Source organism: Neorhizobium puerariae, from assembly GCF_042429745.1.
Lineage (GTDB): Bacteria > Pseudomonadota > Alphaproteobacteria > Rhizobiales > Rhizobiaceae > Neorhizobium > Neorhizobium puerariae.
This window is the reverse complement of sequence record NZ_JBHMAA010000037.1, coordinates 24,671-38,526: the sequence shown is the minus strand read 5'-3', so window position 1 is coordinate 38,526 and position 13,856 is coordinate 24,671. Positions and strand designations below refer to the sequence as shown.

Below are 13,856 nucleotides of genomic sequence, written 5' to 3'. Positions count from 1 at the left end.
TCCGTTGGTCGTCATTTAGGACGCTTTTCCTCCAGAAAGCCCAGGACCTCGGACGACGGCACGTCGTTCGCGACGAAAGACCGGCCGATGCCGTGGGTGAGGATGAAGGTAAGCTTGCCGCCCTGAACCTTCTTGTCCTGCGCGATGGCTTCGAGCAGCTTTTCGGTCGGCGGCAGCTTGCCGGGAATGTCGTCCATCGTTGTGGGCAGGCCGACGGCCTTGAGATGAGCGGCGACGCGCGCTGCATCGTCGGGGCTCGCCAGATTGAGCCGCGCCGAGAACTGGTGCGCCAGCACCATGCCGATCGCCACGCCCTCGCCATGGACGAGGCGACGGCTGTCGTATTCGGTCGCGGCTTCCAGGGCATGGCCGAACGTATGGCCGAGATTGAGCAGCGCCCGCCGGCCAGTCTCGCGTTCGTCCTCGACGACGACATCGGCTTTCGCCTGGCAGCTCACCGCGATCGCCTCGATCCGCTCCGGCCCGCCTTCGAAGACTTGCTTCCAGTGTTTTTCCAGCCAGGCGAAGAAGTCCGGCTTGTCGATCAGCCCGTATTTCGCAACCTCGGCATAGCCGGCGCGGAACTCCCGCTCGGAAAGGGTATCGAGCGCGGCCGTGTCGGCCAGCACGAGGCTCGGCTGGTGGAAGACGCCGAGCAGGTTCTTGCCGTGGTGGGTGTTGATGCCGGTCTTGCCGCCGACGGACGAATCGACCTGCGCCAGAAGCGATGTCGGGATCTGCACGAAGCGCACGCCGCGCCGCACGATGCCGGCCGCAAAGCCCGCAAGGTCGCCGATCACGCCGCCCCCCAGCGCGATGACCGCGTCGTTGCGCTCGATGCGGGCCGACAGGACCATGTCGCAAACGGTTCCCAGCGGCTCGAAACTCTTGGTCTTCTCGCCTGCCGGCAGCGTCAGCGAAACCGCTTCGATCCCGTCGGTCTGCAGGCTGTCCATCAGGGCCTCCAGATAGAGCGGCGCCACATGCTCGTCGGTGATGATCGCCGCCTTGCGGCCCTTGAGCCGCGACGTGATCTCTCCCCCCGCCCGCGAAATCAGGCCGGGGCCGATCAGGATGTCGTAGGCACGCTCGCCGAGCGGCACATGCACCAGACGCTCCAAGGGCCGTTCGGGGGATCGGGAAGACATGTTCATTGCAATTCACCTTCGCTGGAACGACCAGCCATGCCGGCGACGGCAGACAGGACCTGGTTGGCCATCACGTCCTTGCGGACATTTTCCGACTGCACGATCAGGTCGGCCTCGGCATAGATCGGGTAGCGCTGCTTCATCAGGTTCTCGAGCGTCTGCTTCGGGTTCTCCGTCTTGAGCAACGGCCTGTGGTCGCGTTTGCTCACCCGCTCCCACAAAACGTCGAGATCGGCCTTCAGCCAGACGGAAACGCCGCCGAGCTTGATCTGACGGCGGGTATTCTCGTTGATGAAGGCGCCTCCGCCGGTCGAAATCACGCGCGGCCCGCCTCTCAGCAGGCGCTCGATCACGCGGGTCTCCAGGGCGCGGAACTCGGCCTCGCCGTAGGCCGCGAACAGTTCGGCGATGGTCATGCGGGAAACCCTCTCGATCTCCGCATCCGTATCGATGAACGGGATCGAAAGGCTCTGCGCCACCAGCCGGCCGATCACCGATTTGCCGGCGCCCATCAGGCCGACGAAAACCAGATTGCGCCCGCCAAGTGCGATGCGCGCCTTTTCGCTGAGTGCCGGGGCTGCAGATGTTGCTGCTTCTGTCATCGTCGGGGTCCGTTTCGAAAGACGGTATCGACAAATGCTCGGGCAGCGTCAAGCCGTTGCGACTCTCAAAGGTTGCGCGGATTGTTTGTTCTTGCCGATCCGTAAACCTTTATCGATATATTGCATCGCAGCTTCGCGGAGTCCTCAATGCCCACTTTGTTCCGTTTCCTGTTCGTGCTGGCCGTCATCGCCGGCGTCGTCTATGGAAGCATGGTGGCTCTGGTCATGCTGGTCGAACCGCGCGAACGCGACGTGACCGTGCGCATTCCTTCCGAGCGCCTCAACCCGGCGCCGGCGCAGAAGTGACGGCGGGGAACATGGCCGATCTCTCCCGCGCCCATATCGAATCCTTTCTCGAAATGATGAGCGCCGAGCGGGGCGCGGCCGTAAATACGCTCGCTTCCTACGAGCGCGATCTCGAAGACCTGCATTCCTTCCTCGCCGCAACCGGGAAATCCCCGCTGGCCGCCGGAAGCACCGATCTCGCCGCCTATCTCGGTCACCTCGGCAGGCAGGGCTTTGCGACGTCGTCCCAGGCGCGGCGGCTTTCGGCCATGCGGCAGTTCTACAAGTTCCTGTATGCGGAAGGCCTGCGCGGCGACGACCCGACCGCCATCCTCGACGCGCCGAAAAAGGGCCGCGCCCTGCCCAAGACCATGAGCGAGGACGAAGTGACGCGGCTTCTGGAACTGGCCGCGAAGGAAGCGGCGGAACCGGGACCGGACCGGATTTCGCGCCTGCGCATGCTGGCGCTGCTCGAACTTCTCTACGCCACCGGCATGCGCGTCAGCGAGCTCGTCTCGCTGCCCGTGAAGGTCCTCGATCAGGAAGGCCGCTTCCTGATGATCCGCGGCAAGGGCAACAAGGAACGGCTCGTGCCGCTCTCGCGCGCGGCCATCGCCGCGCTCGCATCCTACGGCGAGGCCCGGGCGGTCATGGTCGCCAAGACCGGCGACAGCCCCTGGCTTTTCCCGTCGGCGGGCAAGGAAGGCTACCTGCCGCGGCAGGTCTTCGCACGCGACCTGAAAGGCCTTGCCGCCCGCGCCGGGTTGAAGGCCGCCGCGATCTCGCCGCATGTGATGCGGCATGCGTTCGCCAGCCATCTCCTGCAGAACGGCGCGGACCTTCGCGTGGTGCAGGAATTGCTCGGCCATTCGGACATTTCCACCACGCAAATCTATACGCATGTTCTGGAAGAACGGCTGCGCGAGCTCGTTGAAATGCATCACCCTCTTGCAAAACAGGCCAAAAACCGGGATTAGAAGCCCCAAACCAAAAAGTGGGAACTCCGTGTTCCTGAGGTGAAACAACCGGAAACCGGATCTCATGCAGACTTATCTCGATTTCGAAAAGCCAATCTCGGACCTCGAGGGGAAGATCCATGAGCTGAAAAAGCTCGCCTCGGAAGACGAGAGCATCGATACGTCCGAAGAGATTTCCCGCCTCGAAACCCGGGTAAGGGAAGCGACCAAGGAAATCTACGCCAAGCTCGGCGCCTGGGAAAAGACCCAGGTCGCGCGGCACCCCCAGCGCCCGCATTTCGTCAACTATGCCGCCGAACTCTTCACCGATTTCACGCCGCTCGCGGGCGACCGCAATTTCGGCGAGGACGCCGCGATCCAGGCGGGCCTCGCCCGCTTCAACGGCATGCCCGTCGCCGTCATCGGCCAGGAAAAGGGCCACGACACCAAGACCCGCCTCAAGCACAATTTCGGCAGCCCGCGCCCCGAAGGATACCGCAAGGCCATTCGCGTCATGGAAATGGCCGACCGTTTCGCCCTGCCGGTGATCACGCTGGTCGATACGGCCGGCGCCTATCCCGGCGTCGGAGCCGAAGAGCGTGGCCAGGCAGAAGCGATCGCCCGTTCCACGGAAATGTGCCTTGGCCTGAAAGTGCCGATGATCTCGATCGTGATCGGCGAAGGCGGCTCGGGCGGGGCGATCGCGATCGCCACCGGCAACCGCGTCTACATGCTCGAACATGCCATTTATTCGGTGATCTCGCCGGAAGGCGCCGCCTCCATCCTCTGGCGCGATTCGACCCGGGCCCGCGAGGCCGCGACGAACATGAAGATCACGGCGGACGACCTGAAGGCGCTCGGCATCATCGACGGCATCATTCCCGAGCCCGTCGGCGGCGCTCACCGCGAGCCGGAAACCGTGATCGCCGCGACCGGCAAGGTGATCGCTTCGGCGCTCGAAGAACTCGGCAAGCTCTCCGGGGAAGAACTGCGGGCGGCGCGGCGCCAGAAATTCCTCGATATCGGCCGTAATCTCTGATCGTCAGCCGCGCTTTTGGCCGAATTGCCAAATTTGGCCATATTGCTGTAAACAGTGAAGCTCGGGCGGTTTTGCTGGACAGACGGATGGAAGCGGTTAAGAAGATGTAAAGATTACCGCTTTACTTGTAGAAGTCCGATACCGATCCCGGTTGCCTTCGAAATCCATGTGGTCCGTCCGATGCGTCTGAAACACATCGCCTTTGCTCTCCTCGTAGCAACTGCCCTGACGGGTTGTAACGATACGCTGGATTCGGCCAGCGTCGACCTCAAGAGCGTCAAGAACAAGGTCGAGCAGCCTCTGCCTTCGAGCATCGTCGCCGAGATGCAGAAGAAGAACATGCCGCGCACCTCGCCGATCATGATCCGCATCCTCAAGGAAGAGGGCAAGCTGGAGGTCTGGAAGGCAAGAGCCGACAACCGCTTCGAGGTCATCAAGAGCTACGACATCTGCGCCTGGTCCGGAAAGCTCGGCCCGAAGGTCAAGGAAGGCGACCGGCAGGCGCCTGAAGGCTTCTACAACCTGACGCCGGCGCATCTGAACCCGAATTCCAAATACTATCTGGCGATCAATACCGGCTTCCCGAACCGCTACGACCAGGCGAATGGCCGCACGGGTTCGAACCTGATGATCCATGGCGCATGCTCGTCGTCGGGCTGCTATTCGATGACCGACGAGCAGGTGCTCGAGATCTATGCCTTCGCGCGCGACGCCTTCCGGGGCGGCCAGACCGCGGTCCAGCTCCAGGCCTTTCCCTTCCGCATGTCGGCCGAGAACATGGCACGCCATCGCGACAATTCGAACTACGACTTCTGGAAGATGCTGAAGGCCGGCTACGACAATTTCGAAGTCACCAAGCGCCCGCCGGACGTCAACGTCTGCGAAAAGAAATACGTTTTCAACCAGCAGGCCGGGGGCAATGGCCAGTTCGGCGCCGCAACGGCGGCCTGCCCGCAGATGTCGAGCCCGCCGGCGCTGGTGTCGGCCCTGACATCCTATGGCAAGACCTATGATGTCGCCTACCAGAAGGCCCTCGACAAGTTCGACGGCAAGGTTTGGTACGAGCCGAGCGAGGCCGAGCGCAAGGCGGTTGTGGCCGGGAAGCGGAAAGGCCGCGAGCTTGCCTATGCGCCGACCGGCACCTCGCTCGAAGCCGGCAAGCTGATGAGCCAGACCGAATTCAAGGACATGATGGAAAAGCGCATGGCGGCTCAGAACAAGCCGGCAAACACCATGCTCGCTTCCGCCGCCCCTTCGCCGCGCGCCGCCTCCGCAGCCGAGCGCATGAAGCAGGATCGGCTGCCGACAGCAAGCACGCTGCCCCAGACGCCGGCTCCCGCCGTTGCATCGGCCCAGGGAACGACGACCACGGTGCCGATCCCGGCGCAGAACCCGCTGGCCTATGCGGCGCCGCAGGTCACGGAAGTGAAGAAAAAGCCGTTCTGGAAGTTCTGGAGTACGGAATGACCGCCGCAGCGGCGGAGGTCTACGATCTCCGCGGCCTGAAATGCCCCCTGCCCGTGCTGAAAACGCGTCGCAAGCTCAGGACCCTGAAAAGCGGCGCGGAGTTGATCATCGAGACCACCGACCCACTGGCCGGCATCGATATCCCGCACTTCTGCAATCAGGACGGCCACGAACTCGTCCTCTCGGAAAAAACCGGGACAGGCCACCGTTTCCTGATCCGAAAAGGCTGACGGACGCGAGCGCGCCGCCGCCTTTCAGGCTCGCCCGCTACGCTTTGGGTCCTTGTCCTTGCGCACGCCGTCATCGCAGGACCGCCGCTCACTTTTGCGGGACCGCCTCATATCCTGAGACCGGGAACGGCGAGCGGATTGTCCTCCAGTGCCGCACGGTCCGGCCGGTCGATCCGCGGCTGGCCCGTAAAGGCGGCAAACAGGTCGGAAACGAAGGCTTCCGGCAGGTCCTGCGTGATCAGCACCATGCGGGTGCGACGGTCGGCGCCCTCCGGCCATTTCGGCAGCCGCTGCGGTGGATGGAAGACGCTCTGCACGCCATGCAGGACGAGCGGACGGTCGGGATTGTCGGACAGCGCGACGATGGCCTTCATCCTTAGCAGCTTCTCGCCATGCGCCGAGCGCAGGAGGTCGATGAACATCTCGATCGCCATCGGATCGATCGGCTTGTCGTGGATGATCGAGAAGGAACGGATATCCTCGCCGTGGCGGTTGACATCGTGGTGATGATGGTGGTGCCCGTGATGTTCGTGACCATGATCATGGTGATGCCCGTGGTCATCGCCATGATCATGAGGCTCGTGGTGATCATTCGCCAGTTCGTCACGCAGCCAGCGATCCACGTCGGCTATTTTCGTCGCCGGATCGTAGAGCCCGTTCTCCAGGATTGACGCCGTGCCCGCCTCACCGCTGTCGCCGTCGACGACAGGCGCCCGCGGATTGAGCGCGGCAAGCCGCACCTTGAGGGCGGAGGCCTGCGCGCCGTCCGCCATCGAGAGCTTGGAAACGACGAGCCGGTCGGCCACCGCCACCTGTTTCATCGCCTCCGGATGACGCTCCAGCGTCGACAAGCCGTTGACGGCATCCACCACCGTGATGACGCCATCGAGTTCGAAATTCTGCGCGATCACCGGATTACCCATGACCGACTGCATGACCGGGGCGGGATCGGCAAGGCCGGTCGTCTCGATTACCACGCGCCGGACCGGCTTCAGGCGACCGGTCTGGATGCCGTCCATCATGTAGGCGAGCGTATCGACCAGCTCGCCGCGAACGGTGCAGCACAGGCAGCCGTTGGAAAGCTCGACCAACGCATCGCCCGAGGCTTCGACCAGGAAATTGTCGATCCCCACTTCGCCGAATTCGTTGATGATCACGGCCGTGTCGCTCGTCCCGGGGTCCTTGAGGATGCGGTTCAGGAGCGTCGATTTCCCCGCACCGAGAAAACCGGTGAAGATGGAGACCGGAATCCGGCTGCGGGCAGAAGGCATGAGCTGTTCCAATTCTCAGAATGTCGGGCGCGGCTGCGGGATCGGCACATTGGCGATCTCGTCCTTCGCGGAAGCGACCGCCTCGCCTCCGGCAAGGAGACCGGCGAAACTGTAGACGGGCGGCCTGCTCATCTCATGGATGTAGGGGGAATGCAGCACGGTGCGGCCGGCATCGTCGCGGTTCTCGCTGCGCACCTTGGCGGCCTTCGGGTTGCAGATTTCCGCGCTGACATCGTTGACCACGGCCGTATCGCCATAGGGCGCGAGAGAGGCGAGCGGCACGCCCTGGCTTGACGCGGAGGTCAATCCCTGCTGCAGGAGGTTGGCCGTGTCGTCCGCCCGGCCGGCAAGGCTGTCGGAACCCAGCACCACGGAAATCACCGTACGTCCATCGCGCGTCGCCGAGCCGACCTGATTGAAGCCTGCGGCGCAGATGAAGCCGGTCTTCATCCCGTCCGCGCCGTCGAAACGGCCGATCAGCGTATTGAAGTTCGGATACTGCTTCTTGCCGGTATCGATGCCTTCCAGCGAGAAATAGGCCTGGTATTCCGGGAAATCCTGTCTCAGCCGAAGCGCCAGGATCGCCAGGTCGCGCGCCGTGGTATATTGCCCCTTGCCCGGCAGGCCATGGGGATTGATGAAGCGCGTCGACGTCATGCCGAGTGACCGGGCCTGCGCGTTCATCATCGCCACGAACTGATCGACCGACCCCCCGACCGTTTCGGCCACGGCCACGGCCATGTCATTGGCGGACTTCACCAGCAATATCTTCAGCGCGCTGTCCATGGTGAGCTTGGAGCCCGGCTTGAAATACATCTTGCTCGCCGGCTGGTCCGCGGCCTTCTTGCTCATGATCACCGGTGTCTCGAGCGTCAGCTTGCCGCCTTTCAGCGACTTGAAGGTGACATAGGCGGTCATCAGCTTGGTCAGCGAAGCCGGATACCACTTGAGGAAGGCGTCCTGATGGGCGATCACCCTGCCCGTTCCTGCATCCACCACCATCTTGGGGTTGGCGGCCGCGCCGCCGGCGGAAACGAGGAGGCCAAAGGCCGCCACGGTGGAAATCAGCCGGGTGGAAAACCCGGGACGGATGCGGGAAATCGGCAAGGTCATCCCTCGTTCGAAGAGCTTAACGAGTGCGGCGCATATGTGGCCTATGTGGCCAAGCAATGGCAAAGAAGATTGATTACGTCAATCATGACGGGCAGTATCCGCAGGGGAGGAGGATTCATATCCGCGTGAGTAGCAACAACAGGGAACGTTATGCCGATTTTGAACCGGGCCGCCGAACTTCAGACCGAAGTCAGGGAATGGCGTCGATATCTTCATGAGAATCCCGAAATTCTCTACGAGGTCGAAAATACAGCCTCCTTCGTGGCGGAAAAGCTCCGGGAATTCGGCGTCGACGAGGTCGTGACGGGCATCGGCCGCACCGGCGTCGTCGGCATCATTCGCGGCAAGGGCCGGAGCGACCGCACGATTGGGCTTCGCGCCGACATGGACGCCCTGCCGCTGACGGAGGCCACGGACAAGCCCTGGGCTTCGAAAACACCCGGCAGGATGCATGCCTGCGGCCACGACGGCCACACGTCGATGCTGCTCGGTGCGGCTAAATATCTCACCGAAACACGCAATTTCAACGGCACCGTCGCCCTGATCTTCCAGCCGGCCGAGGAGGGCGGCGCCGGCGCGCTCGCGATGATCGAAGACGGCATGATGGAGCGTTTCGGCATCGAGGAAATCTATGGCATGCACAACATGCCGGGCATCCCCGTCGGCCGGTTCGCGATCCGCAAGGGCGGCATCATGGCCGCGCCCGACCGCTTCACCATCACCATCCGGGGCCGCGGCGGCCATGCCGCCCAGCCGCACAAGACCGTCGATCCCATCTTCATCGGTTCGCAACTGGTCGGCAGCCTGCAGGCGATCGCAGCGCGCAATGCCGACCCTGTCCGCTCGGTCGTCATCTCGGTGACGCGTTTCGATGCCGGCACGACACACAACATCATTCCGGACGAAGCAACGCTGTGGGGCACCGTGCGCACGCTGAGCGAAGAAACGCGCGACCTTGCAGAGATGCGTATCCGCCAGATCGTCGAAGGCATCGTCAGCGCCCATGGGGCGGAGGCGACCATCGCCTACGAGCGCAAGTGTCCGGTCACCGTCAACCACGACAGGGAAACGGAGCACGCAATCGGCGTCGCGGCAAACGTGGTCGGGGCATCCAACGTGGATGCGAATGTCGATCCAACCATGGCCGGCGAAGACTTCGCCTTCATGCTGAAACAGCGCCCCGGCGCCTTCATCTTCATCGGCAACGGCGATACGGCAGCGCTCCACAACCCGCACTACGACTTCGACGACGAAGCGATTTCCTACGGCATTTCCTACTGGGTGCGGCTCACCGAACAGCGCCTGACGGAATAAGCGCGCGGAAAGGGCTTGGCTAAACGGAACGGCTTTTGTATGGATGCAGGAAGTGGTCCCGTAGCTCAGCAGGATAGAGCACCTTCTAGGGGAAGATTTTTACCTGTTGCCGCAAATGGGCCCGCGTCGCACCGGAATACGGGCAAGTAAACTTACCGACGAGGTCGGATTGAAATTTGCGGAGGCATGAGTTACGACGGCTCCGCAAACACAGGAAGAAGTCCACGTAGCTCAGCAGGATAGAGCACAGGATTCCTCAATTGGGGGTTGTATTAGGAAACTTTTACAATCTAACTGCTCAAAGTCGGGGAACGCTTCGCTGGGCTTCCAGCATGCCGATCCCGAGCCAAGCCCTGAAGAAATTCAGGGAAGTGTGTAGAGACTGGACGGGCAGCACCTAAAAGCATTCGTGCTCATGGTGAAGGGACAGTCCAGACCACGAACGCGGAAGCGGCGGCGAAAGTCGAAGTGGTATGAATCCTGGGGTCGGAGGTTCGAATCCTCTCGTGGACACCATTTCCTGTGTGTAGATTGGCATTGGGGCGTACTCCCTCTGCCGATTGAGCCAAGCCTGTAAGTCCCTCTTTTTAGTTTCAGCAGAATTGGTCAGTTTGGTGGGCCGATGGGAAAGCTTAAACCGCGAAAATCATCGCTCTCGAGCTTTTCTCGTTTTCCGGATACGTTCGTAATCGTCGGTGAACTTCTTCAGGGCACCGAATAGCGTGGCACTCATCACGCGTGTCCCGGGCGGCGTCTTCGCTGTGACCCGCAGCCCGATTTCATCGAGCTTGAAAGGACCGTCTACAGCGTCTCGAAGCCAGATTCCGAGTGCGTTCATGGCCTCGTCCGCATCTGGCGATTCCGGAGCATCGGCAGCTTGAACTGGAACGCCTTCGTCGATGATCTTTTTGAGTACGTTGTTTCGCTGCGTTACTTCGGCAACTATCGCCTTCAGGTGATCGACGAGGTTACTCATCGATGGTGTCATCACCGAAGTGTCGATCTTGGCGACCTCGTCCACAGACATCGCCGGATCGGCGTCGATATTCATGACATCGTGATAGGCTTTCCTCCAAATTCTCAGCGGCTGTTGGTAGGAGTTGTAGATCGTCCGCTCGAGCGGGAAGTAGGGGTTATGCTTCCTCCCTTCCTCCGACACGACCTTCGCGGTCGGAAGAATGGGAGTCCGCCGTTGTAGCAAGCTTCGACAGATACTGTTTATGCCTTCAATGTTTGACCTTGCCCGACTTTCGTCGGGCAAGGATTCAAGAAGGCTTTCAGACTTCCTATCAGCAATGGCGATGATGGCTCCGATGCGACTTGCCATCAAACGCTCTCCAGCAGAGCGGTTTTTCCGCCCGGTAAGCTTCCGAATGTGATCGGATCGGAAAGAGCCGTATCGATAAGTTTTCGCACCTGATCCTCAACTCCTAAGTCGTGCAGGCGCAGGGTTCCATCAATCAGCCTATCTATCGCATCGGCTTGAATTCGCGCGTTCGCATAAAGCGCATATTGGTCCAACGCCCGCCGACGATGCTCGGGGCTCACATGCGTCAACAACTGAGGAGGGGTGATTCCACTATTGAACAACATCTGGGCAATCCACTCGTCACGGCGAGCCTCGATGCGGTCATCACCAAGAATTCGATGCACACGGCCCGCAGCAGTAATGCGGACAGCCTGCTCGAACTCCGACACTTCCTTGAATTCCACTACCGAAGATCGGGCATTCGCGACCAGCATGATGCCAGCGTCCTGATTGGGGTTCTGGTCAAGCAACTTCACGCTCGCATTGCATAGGAGCTCGATGTTGAAGATCGAATTTTCGACCACTTCCTGTTCATTTTTGACCTTCTGTATTTCAGCGCCGTGGTCATCACATTCATTGTCAAAAGCATCCGCCGATAGCAGGCCGGCCAGGTGGGCGTCATGTCGTTCACCTGCGATCTGGTTAAGCCTCGCCTCTTCCCGGGCGAGATCGCGGCGACGCGCACACAGCTTCGTGCCATACTCCGTGAGTTCGTTGAGCCATGGTGGCCCAGAAATGAAATGCCGGCACATGACACAGTTGCGCGGTTCCACAGGTTCGTAGACAGTCTTCGAGGTCCCGTCTCCTTCGTCCTTTCGGCTGACTGCGCCGCCGTCGCTGCACCGGCTGCCGTCAAATGGACAGACGCCGATGGCGACGTTGATAAATTGTATTTGCGATTCTGATTCAATTGCGTTCCGCACTGCATTCGGCGAAAGGGAAACCGTATTCTTTCTCGCCTCGTCGATTTCCCAGCGCCGAAGATCGTCGATGAAATCGCGCTGGGCAAGTGACCGGGCGGCAGCTCTCTCGACCTCGTCGGCCACCTCCGATGCATGTGGCTCGGTGTAGTAAATCGTCATCAAGAGGCTGGCGTGTCCGGCTATGAACTTGCTCAGCAAATCGAGCGGCATCCCTCCGCGTCGTAGGTTCGTTAGTCCGCGCACGCGAAGACCGTGGATATTGTATCTTGGTCGATAGGGCTGGTTGGCCTTCGGATGGATATCGACCAAGGTTAAATGGTTTGCGGGATGTCGCTGATTATATCTTTTCTCGATTTCGTATAGCAGTGAGCACCAAGCGTGATCGAGTTCGGAACGCGTTACAGTGCGTCCAGGGGTCGGCCAGTATTTGTTTGGGAATAGGCGGCTAAGCGGAAAAATCTCCGGCATCTCTTCTTTCGTCGCGTCAGAATAGTGCTGAGGCGCATCCAGATATATTTCGGGACCGATCGGAGCAGTAATCGGATTGTATCGAGCCTGCCACTTTCGGAGGTCCGAGAGGATCTTGAACACTTTCGGAATATGCCATGGAACTGCGAATGGCTTTCCGGTCTTGTTTGTGTTCACCCAGACACCGGTGATCGGCTTGATCTCATCTTCGATTTCGATCGCGTACCCTCTGGTCGGAAAGCCGTCCGCCGCTTCCCCGGCGCGGTCGGCCCAGTAACCGGAAAGCGGTCCCGAATTATGCTTCCACTTCAGGGTGTCGCCATCAAAAATTCTGCTATCGCCTTCGCCACTGTCCAGACGACGGATCTGCCCCATGCGTAGCGGGAGCTCAAGCATGACTTGGAAAAGCGACGGGATCACAGGGCAGTAGATGTTTCGCAACGTGCCATCAACTTGAACATCCACGCGGAAGTTTTCCCCTGGCCACCCGCTTCCGCCTTCTTCCAGGATCTCTCTCATTAGCGGTATAAGCTTTTCGGGCAGAGGCCGGGACCGACTACTACTGGGCTTTTTGATTTTCTTGACCTCAGCTTCGAGTCTGGCGACCTCCTTCGCGGTGACAAGGTCGAAGATTGTCTTGCCGCCAGTGTCACCAAGCTGTTCGCTAATGCTTACCGAAAGCTTTCTCGCCGCTCTCACCGTGGTGAGCATGTTCCTTGTTGCCTTGCCGTCGCCTTTTCTCTTCATGAACGAGACAAAAGTCTCCGGACGCGCTGCCGTCGCCGCAACTCGACGAATTGTCTCGGTTGGAAAATTTTCTCGGAGGTATGCCGTCAGGTTCAATGCTGCGGACTGAGCCAAAGCAGGCCTCATCCGTGTCTCTTCACGGAACTCGTCAAAGAAATGCAACATTTCCCGATCGAGGATATCGGTCGAATATTGAAAACCGTGCCAACTCATCGGTGTTTTTACCGAGGGAGCACGATGTTTTCGCCCTTTTTGAAGGAGCGAGCCATCGTTGAATATCTTGGCCAGGCCAGCAACGACGTTCAGTATACACTGAGCGGCTACCCCTCCTTTTCCCAGGATCTGTTGATTCCAACTGAGCCCATCAGGCGACCGGAAGAAATCGACAACCGCATGGACGAACTCCAACGGCATTTCCTCGATCGAGGTTAGTCCCGATGCGGAAACGCTGAACACCGCTAAAATTCGCTCGACAGTCCCTTGCGATGTGGCACGGTTGTTTACCCCGTCCAGGAAAGCAAACGCGCCGGCAGCATCAAGCGCCTCGCGAAGTTCCCACCCGATTTCCGATAAGTCGTTGAAGTGTTTGCAGAGTTCTCTATGCAGGGGGCGCTCGAATATCGCGAAGGGAGATATGCAAACGCCAGCATCATAAATCTCATCGGCCGCCAGAAGATATTCCGCGGTGATGCGTTTAGTTGCTCCCGCCGACTTTACCAAATCAAGCGCACTCATAATTTTCGGCTGAAAGACCTTCTCGCCGTCCCTTAAGTCGTCTCGTTCAAGATTAAGGTAGATCTCTTCGCCGTTCCTGCTGGTAAAGAAGGTCATCAGTCTTCCTCGCTCCGGGCGTCTACACTCGATTTGGACGATGTCCGTTCCATCGCCTCTCGGAGCAGGTCGTCTATCTCGGCGACCGTTAGCCGCGTGTAGAGCTGCTGCAACTTGAGTGATGTGTGGTGCATGCACCGCCCATCCAGGCGC

At 60.3% G+C, this 13,856-nt stretch carries 13 protein-coding genes; 6 read left to right on the top strand and 7 right to left on the bottom strand.

What is annotated here, in order from left to right; genetic code table 11:
* Window positions 1-11: 11 nt before the first annotated feature.
* Complete coding sequence (gene aroB, locus ACFFP0_RS28135) at window positions 12-1,154, bottom strand: 3-dehydroquinate synthase (RefSeq protein ID WP_377265537.1); 1,143 nt, start codon at window positions 1,152-1,154, stop codon at window positions 12-14.
* On the bottom strand, window positions 1,151-1,750 hold the full coding sequence (locus tag ACFFP0_RS28130; protein ID WP_377265536.1) for a shikimate kinase: 600 nt from the start codon (window positions 1,748-1,750) through the stop codon (window positions 1,151-1,153). Before ACFFP0_RS28130 ends, aroB begins: the two co-directional genes overlap by 4 nt.
* 147 nt (window positions 1,751-1,897) lie before the next feature.
* On the opposite strand from ACFFP0_RS28130, the gene ACFFP0_RS28125 reads away from it, so the two are divergent.
* The 5 genes from ACFFP0_RS28125 to ACFFP0_RS28105 all read left to right on the top strand — a co-directional run bounded on the left by ACFFP0_RS28125 (window position 1,898) and on the right by ACFFP0_RS28105 (window position 5,727).
* The gene (locus tag ACFFP0_RS28125) at window positions 1,898-2,056 is read left to right on the top strand and encodes a hypothetical protein (RefSeq protein ID WP_377265535.1); all 159 of its coding nucleotides are present in this window, start codon (window positions 1,898-1,900) and stop codon (window positions 2,054-2,056) included.
* 11 nt (window positions 2,057-2,067) lie between these two features.
* A complete protein-coding gene (xerD, locus tag ACFFP0_RS28120) occupies window positions 2,068-3,012 on the top strand; it encodes a site-specific tyrosine recombinase XerD (protein ID WP_377265534.1) in 945 nt (314 codons plus the stop codon).
* Window positions 3,013-3,076: 64 nt separating this feature from the next.
* The gene (locus ACFFP0_RS28115; protein WP_377265533.1) at window positions 3,077-4,030 is read left to right on the top strand and encodes an acetyl-CoA carboxylase carboxyltransferase subunit alpha; all 954 of its coding nucleotides are present in this window, start codon (window positions 3,077-3,079) and stop codon (window positions 4,028-4,030) included.
* A gap of 180 nt (window positions 4,031-4,210) precedes the next feature.
* Entirely contained in the window at window positions 4,211-5,497 is a 1,287-nt protein-coding gene (locus ACFFP0_RS28110; protein WP_377265532.1) for a L,D-transpeptidase family protein, read from the top strand.
* On the top strand, window positions 5,494-5,727 hold the full coding sequence (locus ACFFP0_RS28105) for a sulfurtransferase TusA family protein (protein WP_377265531.1): 234 nt from the start codon (window positions 5,494-5,496) through the stop codon (window positions 5,725-5,727). Before ACFFP0_RS28110 ends, ACFFP0_RS28105 begins: the two co-directional genes overlap by 4 nt.
* 107 nt (window positions 5,728-5,834) lie before the next feature.
* On the opposite strand, the gene ACFFP0_RS28100 is transcribed toward ACFFP0_RS28105, so the two are convergent.
* On the bottom strand, window positions 5,835-6,998 hold the full coding sequence (locus ACFFP0_RS28100; protein WP_377265530.1) for a CobW family GTP-binding protein: 1,164 nt from the start codon (window positions 6,996-6,998) through the stop codon (window positions 5,835-5,837).
* Between the two features lie 15 nt (window positions 6,999-7,013).
* The gene (locus ACFFP0_RS28095) at window positions 7,014-8,111 is read right to left on the bottom strand and encodes a D-alanyl-D-alanine carboxypeptidase family protein (protein ID WP_377265529.1); all 1,098 of its coding nucleotides are present in this window, start codon (window positions 8,109-8,111) and stop codon (window positions 7,014-7,016) included.
* Between the two features lie 150 nt (window positions 8,112-8,261).
* Here ACFFP0_RS28095 and ACFFP0_RS28090 point away from each other — a divergent pair, with 150 nt between their 5' ends.
* Entirely contained in the window at window positions 8,262-9,425 is a 1,164-nt protein-coding gene (locus ACFFP0_RS28090) for a M20 aminoacylase family protein (RefSeq protein WP_377265528.1), read from the top strand.
* A 646-nt stretch (window positions 9,426-10,071) separates the two neighbouring features.
* Here ACFFP0_RS28090 and ACFFP0_RS28085 read toward each other — a convergent pair.
* The 3 genes from ACFFP0_RS28085 to ACFFP0_RS28075 are packed head-to-tail and all read right to left on the bottom strand — an operon-like array spanning window position 10,072 to window position 13,837.
* On the bottom strand, window positions 10,072-10,752 hold the full coding sequence (locus tag ACFFP0_RS28085) for a hypothetical protein (RefSeq protein WP_377265527.1): 681 nt from the start codon (window positions 10,750-10,752) through the stop codon (window positions 10,072-10,074).
* Window positions 10,752-13,703, bottom strand: a complete 2,952-nt coding sequence (locus tag ACFFP0_RS28080) for a VPA1269 family protein (RefSeq protein ID WP_377265526.1) — start codon at window positions 13,701-13,703, stop codon at window positions 10,752-10,754. The genes ACFFP0_RS28085 and ACFFP0_RS28080 overlap by 1 nt, the downstream gene beginning before the upstream one ends.
* Window positions 13,703-13,837, bottom strand: a complete 135-nt coding sequence (locus tag ACFFP0_RS28075) for a hypothetical protein (RefSeq protein WP_377265525.1) — start codon at window positions 13,835-13,837, stop codon at window positions 13,703-13,705. The genes ACFFP0_RS28080 and ACFFP0_RS28075 overlap by 1 nt, the downstream gene beginning before the upstream one ends.
* Between the last annotated feature and the right edge of the window lie 19 nt (window positions 13,838-13,856).

What these genes read in the sequence shown, in the direction of transcription:
- aroB (WP_377265537.1), bottom strand. Translation starts at nt 1,154, where the DNA reads ATGAACATGTCTTCCCGATCCCCCGAACGGCCCTTGGAGCGTCTGGTG.
- ACFFP0_RS28130 (WP_377265536.1), bottom strand. Translation starts at nt 1,750, where the DNA reads ATGACAGAAGCAGCAACATCTGCAGCCCCGGCACTCAGCGAAAAGGCG.
- ACFFP0_RS28125 (WP_377265535.1), top strand. Translation starts at nt 1,898, where the DNA reads ATGCCCACTTTGTTCCGTTTCCTGTTCGTGCTGGCCGTCATCGCCGGC.
- xerD (WP_377265534.1), top strand. Translation starts at nt 2,068, where the DNA reads ATGGCCGATCTCTCCCGCGCCCATATCGAATCCTTTCTCGAAATGATG.
- ACFFP0_RS28115 (WP_377265533.1), top strand. Translation starts at nt 3,077, where the DNA reads ATGCAGACTTATCTCGATTTCGAAAAGCCAATCTCGGACCTCGAGGGG.
- ACFFP0_RS28110 (WP_377265532.1), top strand. Translation starts at nt 4,211, where the DNA reads ATGCGTCTGAAACACATCGCCTTTGCTCTCCTCGTAGCAACTGCCCTG.
- ACFFP0_RS28105 (WP_377265531.1), top strand. Translation starts at nt 5,494, where the DNA reads ATGACCGCCGCAGCGGCGGAGGTCTACGATCTCCGCGGCCTGAAATGC.
- ACFFP0_RS28100 (WP_377265530.1), bottom strand. Translation starts at nt 6,998, where the DNA reads ATGCCTTCTGCCCGCAGCCGGATTCCGGTCTCCATCTTCACCGGTTTT.
- ACFFP0_RS28095 (WP_377265529.1), bottom strand. Translation starts at nt 8,111, where the DNA reads ATGACCTTGCCGATTTCCCGCATCCGTCCCGGGTTTTCCACCCGGCTG.
- ACFFP0_RS28090 (WP_377265528.1), top strand. Translation starts at nt 8,262, where the DNA reads ATGCCGATTTTGAACCGGGCCGCCGAACTTCAGACCGAAGTCAGGGAA.
- ACFFP0_RS28085 (WP_377265527.1), bottom strand. Translation starts at nt 10,752, where the DNA reads ATGGCAAGTCGCATCGGAGCCATCATCGCCATTGCTGATAGGAAGTCT.
- ACFFP0_RS28080 (WP_377265526.1), bottom strand. Translation starts at nt 13,703, where the DNA reads ATGACCTTCTTTACCAGCAGGAACGGCGAAGAGATCTACCTTAATCTT.
- ACFFP0_RS28075 (WP_377265525.1), bottom strand. Translation starts at nt 13,837, where the DNA reads ATGCACCACACATCACTCAAGTTGCAGCAGCTCTACACGCGGCTAACG.